General features: G+C 69.7%; 17 protein-coding genes. 13 read left to right on the top strand and 4 right to left on the bottom strand.

Features of this window, described 5'->3' with window-relative positions; all coding sequences use genetic code 11:
- Window positions 1-60: 60 nt before the first annotated feature.
- Window positions 61-234 (bottom strand): hypothetical protein, encoded by a 174-nt coding sequence (locus ACIPTO_RS05155; RefSeq protein WP_019061061.1) that lies wholly within the window; start codon window positions 232-234, stop codon window positions 61-63.
- A 417-nt stretch (window positions 235-651) separates the two neighbouring features.
- Here ACIPTO_RS05155 and ACIPTO_RS05150 point away from each other — a divergent pair, with 417 nt between their 5' ends.
- The 4 genes from ACIPTO_RS05150 (at window position 652) to ACIPTO_RS05135 (ending at window position 4,165) form a co-directional block, all read left to right on the top strand.
- Entirely contained in the window at window positions 652-1,305 is a 654-nt protein-coding gene (locus tag ACIPTO_RS05150; protein WP_103549594.1) for a response regulator transcription factor, read from the top strand.
- Between the two features lie 6 nt (window positions 1,306-1,311).
- Window positions 1,312-2,544: a HAMP domain-containing sensor histidine kinase gene (locus tag ACIPTO_RS05145; protein ID WP_366312519.1), complete on the top strand. Its 1,233-nt coding sequence runs from the start codon at window positions 1,312-1,314 to the stop codon at window positions 2,542-2,544.
- Between the two features lie 393 nt (window positions 2,545-2,937).
- Entirely contained in the window at window positions 2,938-3,234 is a 297-nt protein-coding gene (locus ACIPTO_RS05140) for a DUF4193 domain-containing protein (protein WP_005481602.1), read from the top strand.
- 13 nt (window positions 3,235-3,247) lie between these two features.
- Window positions 3,248-4,165 (top strand): hypothetical protein, encoded by a 918-nt coding sequence (locus ACIPTO_RS05135; RefSeq protein ID WP_401189526.1) that lies wholly within the window; start codon window positions 3,248-3,250, stop codon window positions 4,163-4,165.
- On the opposite strand, the gene ACIPTO_RS05130 is transcribed toward ACIPTO_RS05135, so the two are convergent.
- Entirely contained in the window at window positions 4,162-4,626 is a 465-nt protein-coding gene (locus ACIPTO_RS05130) for a DUF3093 domain-containing protein (protein ID WP_366312514.1), read from the bottom strand. The two genes, ACIPTO_RS05135 and ACIPTO_RS05130, sit on opposite strands and share 4 nt — an antisense overlap.
- A 58-nt stretch (window positions 4,627-4,684) precedes the next feature.
- Here ACIPTO_RS05130 and ACIPTO_RS05125 point away from each other — a divergent pair, with 58 nt between their 5' ends.
- From ACIPTO_RS05125 to ACIPTO_RS05090, 8 genes are all read left to right on the top strand, one after another.
- Window positions 4,685-5,269 (top strand): PaaI family thioesterase, encoded by a 585-nt coding sequence (locus tag ACIPTO_RS05125; RefSeq protein WP_366312512.1) that lies wholly within the window; start codon window positions 4,685-4,687, stop codon window positions 5,267-5,269.
- Window positions 5,266-5,790, top strand: coding sequence for a dUTP diphosphatase (gene dut / locus ACIPTO_RS05120; protein ID WP_401189523.1), 525 nt, complete (start codon window positions 5,266-5,268; stop codon window positions 5,788-5,790). Before ACIPTO_RS05125 ends, dut begins: the two co-directional genes overlap by 4 nt.
- A 1-nt stretch (window position 5,791) precedes the next feature.
- Entirely contained in the window at window positions 5,792-6,547 is a 756-nt protein-coding gene (locus tag ACIPTO_RS05115) for a DUF3710 domain-containing protein (RefSeq protein WP_366312508.1), read from the top strand.
- Window positions 6,548-6,703: 156 nt separating this feature from the next.
- A complete protein-coding gene (locus ACIPTO_RS05110; RefSeq protein ID WP_401189522.1) occupies window positions 6,704-7,879 on the top strand; it encodes an alginate lyase family protein in 1,176 nt (391 codons plus the stop codon).
- 161 nt (window positions 7,880-8,040) lie between these two features.
- On the top strand, window positions 8,041-10,626 hold the full coding sequence (locus tag ACIPTO_RS05105; protein WP_366312504.1) for a sensor histidine kinase KdpD: 2,586 nt from the start codon (window positions 8,041-8,043) through the stop codon (window positions 10,624-10,626).
- Complete coding sequence (locus ACIPTO_RS05100) at window positions 10,623-11,306, top strand: response regulator (protein WP_366312502.1); 684 nt, start codon at window positions 10,623-10,625, stop codon at window positions 11,304-11,306. The genes ACIPTO_RS05105 and ACIPTO_RS05100 overlap by 4 nt, the downstream gene beginning before the upstream one ends.
- A 95-nt stretch (window positions 11,307-11,401) precedes the next feature.
- Window positions 11,402-11,800, top strand: coding sequence for an OB-fold nucleic acid binding domain-containing protein (locus ACIPTO_RS05095; protein WP_366312500.1), 399 nt, complete (start codon window positions 11,402-11,404; stop codon window positions 11,798-11,800).
- A gap of 3 nt (window positions 11,801-11,803) precedes the next feature.
- Window positions 11,804-12,604 carry a DUF3159 domain-containing protein gene (locus tag ACIPTO_RS05090; RefSeq protein ID WP_401189519.1) on the top strand — a complete coding sequence of 267 codons (801 nt, stop codon included), beginning with the start codon at window positions 11,804-11,806 and terminating at the stop codon, window positions 12,602-12,604.
- 166 nt (window positions 12,605-12,770) lie between these two features.
- On the opposite strand, the gene ACIPTO_RS05085 is transcribed toward ACIPTO_RS05090, so the two are convergent.
- Window positions 12,771-13,448 (bottom strand): TrkA family potassium uptake protein, encoded by a 678-nt coding sequence (locus tag ACIPTO_RS05085; RefSeq protein ID WP_366312496.1) that lies wholly within the window; start codon window positions 13,446-13,448, stop codon window positions 12,771-12,773.
- Window positions 13,448-14,119, bottom strand: a complete 672-nt coding sequence (locus tag ACIPTO_RS05080; protein WP_019061075.1) for a TrkA family potassium uptake protein — start codon at window positions 14,117-14,119, stop codon at window positions 13,448-13,450. The genes ACIPTO_RS05085 and ACIPTO_RS05080 overlap by 1 nt, the downstream gene beginning before the upstream one ends.
- Window positions 14,120-14,489: 370 nt before the next feature.
- On the opposite strand from ACIPTO_RS05080, the gene ACIPTO_RS05075 reads away from it, so the two are divergent.
- Window positions 14,490-16,541 (top strand): APC family permease, encoded by a 2,052-nt coding sequence (locus tag ACIPTO_RS05075; protein WP_366312494.1) that lies wholly within the window; start codon window positions 14,490-14,492, stop codon window positions 16,539-16,541.
- Window positions 16,542-16,548 lie beyond the last annotated feature (7 nt).

The following is a 16,548-nucleotide window of genomic DNA, read 5'->3' as shown; positions in this document are numbered from 1 at the left end:
AAGCAGCGGGACCCCGGCGCTGGATTCGCCGGGGTCCCGCTGTCCTGCTGGCCGCACTGATCAGACGCTCGTCGCGCCGACCTCCACACCGTGGTCGGCGGCGAGGCGGCGCAGGTCGTCGAGCTCGGCCTGTTCCACCTCGACGAGGAAGTCGTCGCCCTCGTCACGAGCCCGCGTCAGGTCGGTCTCGGTCGCCCTTATGCGCTGCAGAAGTCCTGCGGTGAATGCGTCCATGCTGCGCCCCCTCGTCCTGGGTCGTGGGTCGTTCGGCACGGGGGTGTGCCGGTACGGAAGGGGCGATCACGTCTGCGGGAGGAGGTGCCCAGCGCTGCCCTGGCTGGGCGGCGACGGTGCCGGACACCCACGCCCGCTCTGCGGAAGCTGTTGGACGTACCACAAGGTGGCTTGCCACGTGCAGAGCGTGATCGCGGGGTGTAAAGCCGTCCTCCCCCCGCTCCCTTCCGTGGAAACCTCAACCCACCGAGAAAATCCCGCATTCCCGGGCCTCACACCCGACCTTCATCTCGCGCCCGGCCGCCTTACAGCCGACTTATGGCCGAAAAGGGCAGGATGGAGGTCACACAGCCACGAAGACCCTGCCCGCGTGCGCCGAGGCGCGCTACGCGGGTGGACAGAGGAAGGACAAGCGACGTGCGCGTACTCGTCGTCGAGGACGAGCAGCTGCTCGCCGATGCGGTGGCCACCGGACTGCGCCGGGAGGCCATGGCCGTCGACGTCGTGTACGACGGTGCGGCAGCCCTGGAGCGCATCGGCGTCAACGACTACGACGTGGTCGTCCTCGACCGCGACCTCCCGCTCGTGCACGGGGACGACGTCTGCCGCAAGATCGTCGAGCTCGGCATGCCCACCCGGGTGCTGATGCTGACCGCGTCCGGCGACGTCAGCGACCGGGTCGAGGGCCTGGAGATCGGCGCCGACGACTATCTGCCCAAGCCCTTCGCGTTCAGCGAGCTGACGGCACGCGTGCGTGCCCTCGGCCGGCGCACGAGCGTGCCGCTGCCGCCCGTCCTGGAGCGCGCCGGCATCAAGCTCGACCCGAACCGCCGCGAGGTGTTCCGCGACGGCAAGGAAGTCCAGCTCGCGCCCAAGGAGTTCGCCGTCCTGGAGGTGCTGCTGCGCAGCGAGGGCGCCGTCGTCTCCGCGGAACAGCTCCTGGAGAAGGCGTGGGACGAGAACACGGACCCGTTCACCAACGTCGTGCGCGTCACCGTGATGACCCTGCGCCGCAAGCTCGGTGAGCCCGCGGTCATCGTCACCGTCCCCGGCTCCGGCTACCGGATCTGATCCCCTGTGGCCACGACCCCGGCGCCTCCCCAGGCGCCCCCGAAGCCCACATGGGATCCCAGAAGGCCCGAACCGCCGTTCCCCTGGCTGCGTCCCACCATCCGCATAAGGCTCACGCTGCTGTACGGCGGCATGTTCCTGATCGCCGGCATCCTGCTGCTGTCGATCATCTACCTGCTCGCCGCGCACGCGCTGAACGTGGGCAGTGATCTGCCGTTCAAGATCCTCGAAGGATCGGTGAGCAGCAAGACCTGCAACTTCCCGTCCTCGCCGTCGGCGACCGAGATGAACAGCGCGATGAACGAGTGCGTCAACGAGCAGCGGCAGCACGCTCTCGACGACCTGCTCAGCCGATCGCTGCTCGCCCTCCTCGGCCTCGCGATCATCGCCTTCGCCTTCGGTTACGCGATGGCGGGCCGGGTGCTGTCCCCGCTGGGCCGGATCACCCGGACCGCCCGCGCGGTGGCCGGTTCGGACCTGTCCCGCCGGATCGAGCTGGACGGCCCGGACGACGAGCTCAAGGAACTCGCGGACACCTTCGACGAGATGCTGGACCGGCTGCAGCGGGCCTTCACCGCCCAGCAGCGCTTCGTGGGGAACGCGTCGCACGAGCTGCGCACCCCGCTGGCGATCAACCGCACCCTCCTGGAAGTGCATCTGTCCGATCCCGGCGCCCCCATAGAGCTCCAGCAGCTGGGCAAGACGCTGCTGGCCACCAACGAGCGCAGCGAGCAGCTCGTCGAAGGCCTGCTGCTGCTCGCCCGCAGCGACAACCAGATCGTCGAGCGCAAGCCCGTGGACCTCGCCGAGGTCGCCGAGCAGGCCGTCGACCAGGTGCACGCCGAAGCGGCCGCCAAGGGCGTGGTGATACGAGGCGAGCGGAAACCCGCGGTCGTGCAGGGCAACGGCGTCCTGCTGGAGCGCATCGCGCTGAACCTGGTGCAGAACGCGGTGCGGTACAACGTGCCGGAGGACGGCTGGGTCGAGGTCACCACCGAGGTCCAGCACGGCCACGCGGTGCTCGTCGTCTCGAACACGGGCCCGGTGGTCCCGGCGTACGAGGTCGACAACCTCTTCGAGCCCTTCAGGCGGCTGCGTACGGAGCGAACGGGCAGCGACAAGGGTGTGGGCCTCGGTCTGTCCATCGCGCGGTCCGTGGCGCGCGCTCACGGCGGTCACATCTCGGCCCAGCCGCGTGAGGGGGGTGGACTCGTGATGCGAGTCACCCTGGCCATCTGAGATCATGTCGCCGACACACGAGGATGTTCGCTTTGCGCGGAATTTTCTGGCCGCTTCTCCGGCACCCTCGTGTGTGATCGATCACAAGCGCGATTTTCAGGCCATCTACTCTCCGTGATCATGCACCCTGTCGGAAAGCCGGGAAAATCCGGGTTTTCGGGGGTCTTGATCACGGGAAGTACACGATGAGGTGCCTTTGAAGAGCGGCATGCGGACCGTGTACGGTCCCCTTCGCCATCCAAGCCGATCACTCTTGAGGGGTCCGGTTGGGTGTCGATTGAGTAACAGACCTTGATGTGAGGCAAAATCTCCGCCTCAGGTCGGGCACAAGTCCGGCCTCTCACGCGTTACGTGCGCTGGAGACACCGCAGACACCCAGAGGGGGAGAGCGACATGGCAACGGATTACGACACCCCACGCAAGACCGACGACGACGTCGACTCGGACAGCCTTGAAGAGCTCAAGGCGCGTAGGAACGACAAGTCGACTTCCGCAGTGGACGTCGACGAATTCGAGGCCGCCGAGGGCCTCGAGCTGCCCGGAGCGGACCTCTCGAACGAAGAGCTGGCCGTCCGGGTGCTGCCCAAGCAGCAGGACGAGTTCACTTGCATGAGCTGCTTCCTGGTGCACCACCGCAGCCAGCTGGCCCGCGAGAAGAACGGCCAGCCGATCTGCCGCGACTGCGACTGAGGAGGGGTCGGCCGTGACTGGCTCGACCCCACCCTGGAAGCGCCGCTCCCGGCGACCGGGAGCGGACGAAGGACCGACTGTGGGTCCTCATGGCGCGCGTGACGACGAGCGGGGCTCATCCGACCAGGGATCAGCCTCGCTCGAACCCGCGGCGAACCGGGCTGACCTCCCGGTGCCGGCGGACGATCCCGCAGCCGCCCCCGTCGCCAGACGACGGGCGGCGGTGATCCGGGACAAGGCCAAGGAAGGCGTCCGTAAGGGCGGCAGCCGGGCCAGGGCCGGTCTGGCGTACCTCGCGGACCGGATCATCGACATAGCCCCGCGGATCCCCGTACGGGACCTCGCGGCGCTGCGGCGCCAGTTCCCGGGCCTCGGCCCCGAGGAGCTCGCCGACAAACTGGTGGCGGGCGCGGCGAACGCGACGTCGACCGTCGGCGCGGGCATCGGCGCCGCGGCGATGCTCCCGGTGCCGCCCGCGATGCCCACCGAACTGGCCGCCGAGATCACCGGCGTGGCCGCGATCGAGCTGAAGCTCATCGCCGAGCTGTACGAGGTCTACGGCGTCCGTCCGCCCGGCGACCTCCCGCAGCGCAGCGTCGCGTACCTGAACTCCTGGTCCGGGGAGCGCGGCATCGACGTGACCAAACCGTCGACCATGAGCGCCGCGCTGAACGGCCACATGAAGCGCGAGCTGCGCCAGCAGATCATGAAGCGCATGGTCCGCGACCTGCCGAACCTGATGCCGTTCATGGTCGGCGCCGCCGTCGGAGCGGTCATGAACCGCCGGGACACCAAGAAGCTCGCCGAGCGCATCCGCAAGGACCTGCGCAAGAGCCAGGTCCCCTGGGACGCGCTGTACCGGCTGCCGCCCCTGGAGGCACCGCCGGACCCACTCCGGATGGGTGAGATCCCGAAGGAACTCGGGTCCTAGACGGCCGCCGCCCGCGCGGACTTCAGCGCCGCCGCCAGCCGCTCCGGCTCACGGGTCGACAGGTACAGGTACGGCGTCGGGTCGTCCGGGTCGGTGACCTCGACGCGCACCGCCCTCGGGATGTACGAGCGCAGCAGGAGGAAGGCGCGGGTGTCGGCCTTGTAGGTCCGCCAGGCGCGGGCCTCTTCGGGCTCCAGGATCTCGGCCTCGCCCAGGGCCGTCACGGGGATCTTCGCCTCGCCCGCGATCAGCTGGTCGCCCACGATCCGGATGCGGAGCGAGCCGTAGGCGCTGGCCATCACGGATGCCGCCGCGGTGCCGCCGACCAGGCCGCCGAGCAGCGGCAGGGTGCCGAAGGGCAGCAGGATCAGGGCGAAGGAGACGCCCACCAGGAACGAGATGAACCACCACGAACGGGGGGCGGTGAGGCGCTCGTCGTAGGGGGAGGCGGAAGGCTGCATGGAGCCAAGCTTGGCACGGTGTCCGGATCGTGCCGACGCGCGGGTAAGGTCTGCGCCTGTGAGTGGTACTTCTCCAGCTCTTAAGCCCCCGTCCGACGCCGTGAAACCGGTGCGGCACCCTGACGCGCCCGCGCCGGGCGAGCTGCTCGGTGCCCACTACGAACAGTGTTTCGGGTGCGGCGGCGACCAGTCGCACGGGCTGCACCTGGCGGCGCGGGCCGGTGAGGGCGTGACGATCACCGCCGAGTTCACCGTGCGGGCCGCCCACCAGGGTGCCCCGGGCCTCGCGCACGGAGGGGTGCTGGCCAGCGCGCTGGACGAGACCCTCGGCTCGCTGAACTGGCTGCTGCGGACGATCGCGGTGACCGGCCGCCTGGAGACCGACTTCGTCCGGCCGGTGCCCGTGGACACCGTGCTGTTCCTGGAGGCCGAGGTGACGGCCGTGGCCGGCCGGAAGATCTACTCGACGGCCACCGGGCGCATCGGCGGCCCCGAGGGGCCCGTCGCGGTGCGTGCCGACGCCCTCTTCATCGAGGTGAAGGTCGACCACTTCATCGACAACGGCCGCCCGCAGGAGATCCGGGCCGCCATGGACGACCCGGACCAGGTCCGGCGTACCCGTGCCTTCGAGGTGAACCCGTGAGCCGTACCCCCCGTCAAGAGCTCGGTGTGCTGATCCGCCGCGTCGACCCCGGCGTACCGCTTCCGTCGTACGAGCATCCCGGGGACGCGGGGGCCGATCTGCGGACCACCGAGGGGTGCGAACTGAAGCCGGGGGAACGGGCCGTGCTGCCCACGGGGGTGTCTATCGCGCTCCCGGAGGGGTACGCGGCCTTCGTGCACCCTCGTTCTGGGCTCGCCGCCCGCTGCGGTGTCGCCCTCGTGAATGCCCCGGGGACGGTTGATGCCGGGTACCGTGGGGAGATCAAGGTGATCGTGGTGAATCTCGACCCGTACGAGTCGGTACGGTTCGAGCGCTTCGACCGGATCGCCCAGCTGGTCGTCCAGCAGGTCGAGAGGGTCCGCTTCCAGGAGGTCGCGGAGCTTCCCGATTCGGCGCGGGCCGAGGGGGGCTTCGGGTCCACCGGCGGTCACGTCGCCGTGGGCGGCACCACGGGTGGGAATCGATACGCTTCGGTCGTATCCGACCGGGAAGGACAGTGACGTGTTCGGACGTCGCAAGAAGGGCACTGCCGCCGAGGACGCGGCGAGCGAGGCCGAGCAGGTCGTCGACCACGTCGACACTGAGGCGGACGGACCGGTCGAGCGCGTGCGGCTCGAGCCGGAACCCCGCCCCGACGGACCCTGGGACGACTCGGAGATCGGCGACCCCGCCGAGGGCCGGGTGGACCTGGGCGGTCTGTTCGTGCCGGGAGTCGACGGCATGGAGTTGCGGGTCGAGGTCGCGGGTGACGCGATCGTCGCCGCCACCGTGGTCCTCAAGGACAGCGCCATCCAGTTGCAGGCCTTCGCCGCTCCCAAGCGCGAGGGCATCTGGGGCGAGGTCCGCGAGGAGATCGCCAGCGGCATCACCCAGCAGGGTGGCATCGTCGACGAGGTCGAGGGACCGCTGGGCTGGGAGCTGCGCGCGCAGGTCCCGGTGCAGCTGCCGGACGGCACGGGCGGTTTCCAGGTGGTGCGGTTCGTCGGTGTGGACGGTTCGCGCTGGTTCCTGCGCGGGGTGATCTCCGGGCAGGGCGCGGTGCAGCCGCAGGCGGCCGGTCTGCTGGAGCAGATCTTCCGGGACACGGTCGTCGTGCGCGGCGAGGGCCCGATGGCGCCCCGCGACCCGATCGTCCTGAAGCTGCCGAACGACGCGCAGATGGTTCCCGAGGGCGTCCAGCAGGAGGAGGCGGGTTCCCGCTTCTCCGGCGGCATGGGCCAGCTGCAGCGCGGACCGGAGATCACCGAGGTCCGGTAGCAGCACCGCACCGTCACGAAAGGGCCGTACTCCTCCGGGGTGCGGCCCTTCGGCGTGTGCGGACTCTTGACGGCGCATTGGTCCGTACCTATGGTCTCGGCTCAACGCCCATGTTCATGAGGGTGCTCTTTGTTCACATACAAGAACGGAGTCACCGTGCGCCGCGCTGCCCTGCTCTCCGTCGTCACCGCGCTGGTCCTGGGCTTCTTCGCCCAGCCCGGCACCGCCGCCCAGGCCGCCCCCGCCACCTTCGTCCACCCCGGTGTGGACGTCTCCAGGAGCCAGCTGGACTTCGCCCGCACCGAGGTCCTCGCCGGCGCCCAGCCCTGGAAGGGTGCCTACGACCAGATGATGGCCAGCTCCTACGCGAGCCTGAGCCGCACCCCGAAGCCCCGAGCCGTCGTCGAGTGCGGCTCGTACTCCAACCCCAACTACGGCTGCACCGACGAGCGCGAGGACGCGATCGCGGCCTACACCGACGCGCTCGCCTGGTACATCACCAAGGACGCGCGCTACGCCCAGAAGGCCATCGCGATCATGGACGCTTGGTCGGCCACGATCACCAGCCACACCAACAGCAACGCGCCCCTGCAGACCGGCTGGGCCGGCGCCTCCTGGCCCAAGGCCGCCGAGATCATCAAGTACACGTACACCGGCACGTGGACCAACTCGGCCCGCTTCGCGACCATGCTGCGGAACGTGTACCTCCCGGAGATCATCAACGGCTCCAACTCCAACGGGAACTGGGAGCTGACGATGATGGACGCCGCGGTCGGCATCTCCGTCTTCCTGGAGGACAGGACGTCGTACGACAAGGCGATGGCGCTGTTCCGGACGCGGACGGCCGCCTACGTCTACCTCGCCTCGGACGGCTCCGTGCCGAAGACCGTGCCGAGCCAGAACCTCAACACCACGGCGAAGATCGTCAGTTACTGGCAGGGCCAGTCGACCTTCGTCACCGGCCTCACCCAGGAGACCTGCCGCGACTTCACGCACACCGGGTACGGCCTCTCGTCGATCTCGCACGTCGCCGAGACCAGCCGCATCCAGGGCACCGACCTCTACGGCACGGACGTGGGGGAGCGGCTGCGCCAGGCGCTCGGGTTCCAGGCCAAGTACCAGCTGGGCACCGCCGTCCCGAGCTGGCTGTGCGGCGGCTCCCTTAACCTCGGGCTCGGGCCCGTCACCGAGGTCGGGTACAACGCGCTGCACAACCGCCTGGGCATCGCAATGACCAACACCCAGACCCTCACCGAGAACAACCGCCCGGCCGGCACGAACAACCTCTTCGTGGCCTGGGAGACCCTCACGCACGGCGACAACCCCAACTGAACAGGGCCGGCCCCGAGGCCCGTACCGCGCCGACCGCGGCGGTACGGGCATCAGGGATGCGTCAAGGACGTCCCCCGGCGCACACTCCACCCCATTTGTCGGACTTATTGGCCGTAAAGTCGACGCTGCGTACACAGCGGTGACGAGAAGACAATGGGGCCATGGGACGCGGCAAGCTTCGGATCTACCTCGGCGCGGCACCGGGCGTGGGCAAGACCTACGCCATGCTGTCCGAGGCCCACCGCAGGGTGGAGCGGGGCACCGACTGCGTGGTCGCCTTCGTGGAGCACCACGGGAGGGCCCGTACCGAGGTGATGCTCCACGGCCTGGAGCAGGTCCCGCGCGCGGAGCTGACCTACCGGGACAGCGTCTTCACCGAGATGGACGTCGACGCGGTGCTCCGCAGGGCCCCCGCCGTCGCCCTGGTGGACGAACTCGCCCACACCAACATCCCGGGCTCCCGGAACACCAAGCGCTGGCAGGACATCGAGGAACTCCTCGCGGCCGGCATCGACGTCGTCTCCACCGTCAACATCCAGCACCTGGAGTCCCTCGGCGACGTCGTCGAGTCCATCACCGGAGTGCGCCAGCAGGAGACCGTCCCGGACGAGGTCGTCCGCCGGGCCGACCAGATCGAACTCGTCGACATGTCGCCCCAGGCGCTCCGCCGCCGCATGGCGCACGGCAACATCTACAAGCCCGACAAGGTCGACGCGGCCCTCTCGAACTACTTCCGGCCCGGAAACCTCACCGCCCTGCGGGAACTGGCCCTCCTGTGGGTGGCCGACCGGGTCGACGAGTACCTCCAGGAGTACCGCAGCGAGCACAAGGTCTCGGCGATCTGGGGTTCCCGCGAGCGGATCGTCGTAGGACTGACCGGCGGCCCCGAAGGGCGGACGCTGATACGGCGGGCCGCGCGGCTCGCCGAGAAGGGGGCCGGTGGTGAGGTGCTGGCCGTCTACATCTCCCGCAGCGACGGCCTGACCTCGGCCTCCCCGAAGGAACTCGCCCTCCAGCGCACCCTCGCCGAGGACCTCGGCGGCACCTTCCACCACGTCGTCGGCGACGACATCCCGGCCGCGCTGCTCGACTTCGCGCGCGGGGTCAACGCCACGCAGATCGTCCTCGGCTCCTCGCGCCGCAAGACCTGGCAGTACGTCTTCGGGCCGGGGGTGGGCACCACGGTCGCCCGCGAGTCCGGGCCCGACCTGGACGTCCACATCGTCACCCACGAAGAGGTCGCCAAGGGGCGCGGACTGCCCGTGTCCCGGGGCGCGCGGCTCGGGCGGAGCCGGATCGTCTCCGGGTGGCTGGTCGGCGTGGTGGGCCCGGTGGGGCTGGCGTTCCTGCTGAACGCCGTCCACCTCGGGCTCGCCAACGACATGCTGCTGTTCCTGTCGCTGACGGTCGCCGCCGCGCTGCTCGGCGGGCTGGCTCCCGCGCTGGTGTCGGCGGCCGTCGGATCGTTCCTGCTGAACTACTACTACACGCCCCCGCTGCACCGGATGACGATCGCCGACCCCAAGAACATCGTCGCCATCGCGATCTTCGTCGGCGTCGCCGTGTCCGTGGCCTCCGTGGTCGACCTCGCCGCGAGACGCACCCAGCAGGCCGCCAGACTGCGCGCCGAGTCCGAGATCCTGTCCTTCCTCGCGGGCAGCGTGCTGCGCGGCGAGACCAGCCTCGAAGCCCTCCTGGAACGGGTGAGGGAGACCTTCGGCATGGAGTCCGTCTCCCTGCTGGAGCGCAAGAGCGACGTGGAGCCGTGGACCTGCGCCGGCCGGGTCGGCGCGGGGGCACCGCTGGAGCGCCCCGAGGACGGCGATGTGGACATGCCCGTCGGCGACCACATGGCCCTCGCGCTGACCGGCCGCGTCCTGCCCGCCTCCGACCGCCGGGTCCTCGCCGCCTTCGCCGCCCAGGCAGCCGTCGTACTGGACCGCAGGCGCCTGCGCGAGGAGGCCGACCAGGCCCGCGCGCTCGCCGAGGGCAACCGCATCCGTACGGCCCTCCTGGCGGCCGTCAGCCACGATCTGCGGACCCCGCTGGCCGGCATCAAGGCGGCCGTCTCCTCCCTGCGCTCCGACGACGTGGCGTGGTCCGAGGAGGACCAGGCCGAGCTGCTGGAGGGCATCGAGGACGGCGCGGACCGCCTCGACCACCTCGTGGGCAACCTGCTCGACATGTCCCGCCTCCAGACCGGCACGGTCACGCCGATCATCCGCGAGATAGACCTCGACGAGGTGGTGCCGATGGCGCTGGGCGGGGTCCCCGAGGCCAGCGCCGAACTGGACATCCCGGAGACACTGCCCATGGTCGCCGTCGACCCCGGGCTCCTGGAACGGGCGGTGGCCAACCTGGTCGAGAACGCGGTCAAGTACAGCCCGTCCGGCGAAACCGTCCTGGTGTCCGCCAGCGCCATCGCCGACCGCGTGGAGGTACGGGTGGTGGACCGGGGCCCGGGAGTCCCGGACGAGGCCAAGGACCGCATCTTCGAGCCGTTCCAGCGCCACGGCGACGCCCCGCGCGGCGCGGGAGTCGGACTCGGGCTCGCCGTGGCGCGCGGCTTCACCGAGGCCATGAACGGCACCCTGAACGCCGAGGACACCCCCGGCGGCGGCCTCACCATGGTCCTCACCCTCCGCGCGGCCGAGCCCCTCGAACCCGCGTCGGCCGACACCGCCGTAGAAGACACCCAGGACGCGCAGGACACGCAGGGCGTGCAACCGGAAAGGCAGGCCTCATGACCAGGGTCCTCGTGGTCGAGGATGAGCCGCAGATCGTGCGGGCCCTCGTGATCAACCTCAAGGCGCGGAAGTACGAGGTCGACGCCGCCGCCGACGGCAAGACCGCCCTCGACCTCGCCGCCTCCCGGCATCCCGATGTCGTCGTCCTCGACCTGGGGCTGCCCGACATGGACGGCGTCGAGGTGATCCGGGGGCTGCGCGGCTGGACCCGGGTGCCGATCCTGGTGCTGTCCGCACGGCACTCCTCGGACGAGAAGGTCGAGGCACTGGACGCGGGCGCCGACGACTACGTGACCAAGCCCTTCGGGATGGACGAGCTGCTGGCCCGGCTGCGGGCCGCCGTGCGCCGGGCCGAGCCCACCGGGGGCGGTGAGGACGACGTCCTGGTGGAGACCGAGGAGTTCACCGTCGACCTCGCCGCCAAGAAGGTGCACCGGGACGGGCGTGACGTACGGCTGACCCCCACGGAGTGGCATCTCCTGGAGGTGCTGGTGCGCAACACCGGACGGCTGGTCAGCCAGAAGCAGCTGCTCCAGGAGGTGTGGGGGCCGTCGTACGGGACGGAGACGAACTACCTCCGGGTGTACATGGCGCAGCTGCGGCGGAAGCTGGAGACGGATCCCGCGCACCCCCGGCACTTCATCACGGAGCCCGGCATGGGCTACCGGTTCGAGCGCTGAGGGCGCCTGAGGGCATCTGAGGGCGGCTCGGGGCGCCTGAAGGCGGCTGAGGGCGTGGGTGCGTCGCTGTCGGTGGACCCCGGTACGCTTCAGATATGAGCGCTGTCCCTCGTTCCGAAAAGCCGGCCGGACGGTTCCGGCGCATGCTCGACCGGCTCTCCACCTCGCAGGAGGACCTGGAGTCGGAGGAGCTGCGTGAGGACGCCGAGACCGAGGGCTGTGTCCGGATCGGCGACTGCCACGACCGACAGGTCGTGACGGTTACTGGTACCTTGCGCACGGTCACGCTGCGCCCCCGGGCGGGAGTCCCGGCCCTGGAGGCCGAGTTGTTCGACGGCTCCGCGGCTCTGGACGTGGTGTGGCTCGGCAGGCGCTCCATCGTGGGGATAGAACCGGGGCGCAAGCTGATCGCGTCCGGCCGGATCTCGATGAGCAGAGGCCGACGCGTGCTCTTCAACCCGAAATACGAACTGAAACCCCTCGGACGGGAGTAGCCGGTGACGTCGCTCGACAAGCCGACCGCGGACACCGTGGACGCCGAAGACAGCGAGCAGGATGTCCGGGCGGTGACCGAGGCGGCCCTCTTCGAGGCGTTCGGCGGACTGCGCGGCATGATCGAAACGGTCCTGCCGGGCCTGCTCTTCGTCAGCATCTTCACCGTCAACAAGAACCTGCACTGGTCGGCGATCGCCGCCCTGGCCGTCGCGCTGGCCCTGGTCGTGGTCCGGCTGGCCACCCGGGACACCGTGAAGCACGCCTTCAGCGGCGTCTTCGGCGTCGCCTTCGGTGTGGTCTTCGCGATGATGACGGGCAACGCCAAGAACTTCTACCTCCCCGGCATGCTCTACACGCTGGGCCTGGCACTGGCGTACATCGTCACCACCCTCGCGGGCGTCCCGCTGATCGGCCTCATCCTCGGCCCGGTCTTCAAGGAGAACCTCTCCTGGCGGACCCGCAACCCCGGCCGCAAGAAGGCCTACGCGAAGGCCAGTTGGGCCTGGGGCCTGATCCTGCTCGCCAAGTGCGCGATCCTCTTCCCGCTCTACTGGTGGGCCAACACCGCCCAACTCGGCTGGGTCCTGGTCGCGTTGAAGATCCCGCCCTTCCTCCTCGCCGTCTGGCTCACCTGGGTCTTCCTCGCGAAGGCACCTGCGCCGATCGACGTGTTCGCGGAGATGGAGGCGGAGGAGCAGGCCGAGAAGGAGCGGAAGGCCGCCTCCGAGGCCGGCGGCGCGGAGGCCCTCGGTGAGGGCCGGGACGCCACACCGGGACGGCACCGCCACCGGCGCGACGCGTAGCTTCCCGCACGCCGGGAGGCAGCATGTCGGGAGACATGCCGGGAGGCAACACGCCGAGAGGCACACGGTCTCCCCGGCCTGAGGGACGCGCAGTCCCGATACGACGAGGAGGGGCGCCCCGAGATCAGATCTCGGGGCGCCCCTCCTCGTCGTAGTCCCGGAGGGGTCAGCTCGTCGCGTCCTCCCGGCGCACCGACAGCAGATCCTCCAGCTGTTCCTCGCGTGCCTGGGCCGCCACGAACAGGAGTTCGTCGCCCGCCTCCAGCGAGTCCTCGCGGGACGGGGTCAGGACCCGGGTGCCGCGGATGATGGTGACCAGGGACGTGTCCTCCGGCCATTCCACGTCACCGACCTGGGTGCCCGCGAGCGCGGACTCCTCGGGGAGGGTCAGCTCGACGAGGTTGGCGTCGCCGTGGCTGAAGCGGAGCAGGCGGACGAGGTCGCCGACCGACACCGCCTCCTCGACCAAGGCCGACATCAGACGCGGGGTGGAGACGGCCACGTCGACGCCCCAGGACTCGTTGAAGAGCCACTCGTTCTTGGGGTTGTTGACGCGGGCGACGACACGCGGGACGCCGTACTCCGTCTTCGCGAGGAGGGACACCACGAGGTTGACCTTGTCGTCGCCCGTCGCGGCGATCACCACGTTGCAGCGCTGCAGCGCGGCCTCGTCCAGGGACGTGATCTCGCAGGCGTCGGCCAGCAGCCACTCCGCCTGGGGGACCCGCTCGACCGAGATCGCGGTCGGGGCCTTGTCGATGAGAAGGATCTCGTGACCGTTCTCCAGGAGCTCTCCGGCGATCGAACGACCGACCGCGCCTGCTCCGGCAATGGCGACCCTCATCAGTGACCGCCCTCCTCTTCGGGACCCTTGGCGAACGCCGCCTCGACCTTGTCGATCTCGTCCGTGCGCATCATCACGTGCACGAGGTCGCCCTCCTGGAGCACGGTCTGCGAAGAGGGCAGCATCGCCTCGCCGAGCCGGGTGAGGAACGCCACGCGGACGCCCGTCTCCTCCTGGAGCTTGCTGATCCGCTGGCCGACCCACGCGGCCGAGGCGTGCACCTCGGCGAGCTGGACACCGCCGGTGGGGTCCCGCCACAGCGGCTCCGCGCCCGAGGGCAGCAGCCGGCGCAGCATCTGGTCGGCGGTCCAGCGGACCGTGGCCACGGTGGGGATGCCCAGGCGCTGGTAGACCTCGGCACGGCGGGGGTCGTAGATACGGGCCGCGACGTTCTCGACGCCGAACATCTCGCGGGCCACGCGCGCGGAGATGATGTTCGAGTTGTCACCGCTGGAGACGGCGGCGAACGCGCCCGCCTCCTCGATGCCCGCTTCGCGCAGCGTGTCCTGGTCGAAGCCGACCCCGGTGACCCGGCGACCGCCGAATCCCGGGCCCAGCCGACGGAAGGCGGTGGGGTCCTGGTCGATCACGGCGACCGTGTGCCCCTGTTGCTCCAGGGTCTGGGCGAGAGCGGAACCCACTCTGCCGCAGCCCATGATGACGATGTGCACGACCGTCCTTCCGATGTCCTCAAATCAATGCTCAGCCCCATCAGGGTCTCAGACCGAGGCCCAAGCTACACACGCCCGGTGCCTCCGGGGCACCCCCGTGCGTCAGCGGCGCCCGATGCTGCGCACGCTGGCCAGGGTGAGGAATCCGAGGCCGACGAGGGCGGCCAGGGCGCCGATCAGCTCTGCGGTCGCGGGCATGGAACCTCCAGGAGGCGGTGGGAGCGGGGTTTTGTCATATAGACACGGAGCGGGCACTCCCGACGGAATCCGCAACTCCACTCGTCCCTTATTTCACCCGTGAGGCAGATGACAGGAAGTAAGACGGCGGAAAGTGGAGGATCGCCTGTTCGAAGGCCTACGATCCCCTGTTGTGTCCAAACTGACCGACGTGCCCAAGCGCATCCTCATCGGGCGGGCGTTGCGCAGCGACCGGTTGGGCGAAACGCTCCTGCCGAAGCGCATCGCACTGCCCGTCTTCGCCTCCGACCCGTTGTCCTCCGTGGCCTACGCGCCCGGCGAGGTGCTGCTGGTCCTCTCCATCGCGGGCGTGTCGGCGTACCACTTCAGCCCGTGGATCGCGGTCGCTGTCGTGGTGCTGATGTTCACCGTGGTCGCTTCCTACCGGCAGAACGTCCACGCCTACCCCAGTGGTGGCGGTGACTACGAGGTGGCCACCACCAACCTCGGTCCCAAGGCCGGCCTCACCGTCGCCAGCGCCCTGCTGGTGGACTACGTGCTGACCGTGGCCGTCTCGATCGCGTCCGGCATCGAGAACCTGGGTTCGGCGGTCCCGTTCGTCGTCGAGCACAAGGTGTTCTGCGCGATCGCCGTCGTGGTGCTGCTCACGCTGATGAACCTGCGCGGGGTGAAGGAGTCCGGCACGCTGTTCGCGATTCCGACGTACGTGTTCGTCGCGGGCGTCTTCATCATGATCGCGTGGGGTGCCTTCCGCGGCCTCGTCCTCGGCGACACCATGCGCGCGCCGACCGCCGCCTATCACATCAGGGCCGAGCACCAGGGTCTGGCGGGCTTCGCCCTGGTCTTCCTGCTGCTGCGGGCCTTCTCCTCCGGCTGTGCCGCGCTCACCGGTGTCGAGGCGATCTCCAACGGGGTCCCGGCCTTCCGCAAGCCCAAGTCGAAGAACGCGGCGAGCACGCTGGCCGCGATGGGCCTGCTGGCCGTCACCATGTTCTGCGGGATCATCGCCCTCGCCATGACGACCAAGGTCCGCATGGCAGAGAACCCGGCCACCGACCTGCTGCACAACGGCGTCGCGATCGGCTCCGGCTACGTCCAGAACCCGGTGATCTCCCAGGTCGCCGAGGCCGTGTTCGGCAAGGGCAGCTTCCTGTTCGTCGTGCTCGCCGCGGCCACCGCGCTGGTGCTGTTCCTGGCCGCCAACACCGCGTACAACGGCTTCCCGCTCCTCGGCTCGATCCTCGCCCAGGACCGCTACCTCCCGCGCCAGCTGCACACCCGCGGCGACCGCCTGGCCTTCTCCAACGGCATCGTGCTGCTCGCCGGCACGGCCGCCCTGCTGCTGGCGATCTACGGCGCCGACTCCACCCGGCTGATCCAGCTGTACATCGTCGGCGTGTTCGTCTCCTTCACCCTCAGCCAGACCGGCATGGTCCGGCACTGGAACCGCCACCTGGCCACCGAGAAGGACCAGAACAAGCGCCGCCACATGGTCCGCTCCCGGGCGATCAACACGTTCGGCGCGTTCTTCACCGGCCTGGTCCTGGTCGTCGTCCTGGTCACGAAGTTCACCCACGGCGCCTGGGTGGCCCTGCTCGGCATGTGCATCTTCTACGCCACGATGACCGCGATCCGTAAGCACTACGACCGGGTCGCCGAGGAGATCGCGGCCCCGGAGGGCCCCAGCGACGACAGCCTCCGCCCCTCCCGCGTCCACTCCGTGGTCCTCATCTCCAAGATCCACCGCCCGGCTCTGCGGGCCCTCGCCTACGCCAAGCTGATGCGCTCGGACACCCTGGAGGCGCTCAGCGTCAACGTGGACCCGGCCGAGACCAAGGCGCTGCGCGAGGAGTGGGAGCGGCGCGGGATCGACGTACCGCTGAAGGTGCTGGACTCGCCCTACCGGGAGATCACCCGGCCGATCATCGAGTACGTGAAGGGGCTGCGGAAGGAGTCGCCGCGCGACGCGGTGTCCGTGATCATCCCCGAGTACGTGGTCGGCCACTGGTACGAACACCTCCTCCACAACCAGAGCGCGCTCCGCCTCAAGGGCAGGCTGCTGTTCACGCCGGGCGTGATGGTGACGTCGGTGCCCTACCAGCTGGAGTCCTCCGAGGCCGCGAAGAACCGGGCACGGAAGCGGCAGGAATGGAGCGCGCCGGGCGCGGTGCGACGAGGTCCCGCCGAGGAACGGCACAGCGAGTCGTCCAAGTCCAAGCTCTAGTCGTCCG

This window comes from Streptomyces sp. NPDC090083 (genome assembly GCF_044747445.1).
GTDB lineage: Bacteria > Actinomycetota > Actinomycetes > Streptomycetales > Streptomycetaceae > Streptomyces.
The sequence above is the reverse complement of the archived record's forward strand: the minus strand, read 5'-3'. Positions and strand labels throughout refer to the sequence as shown.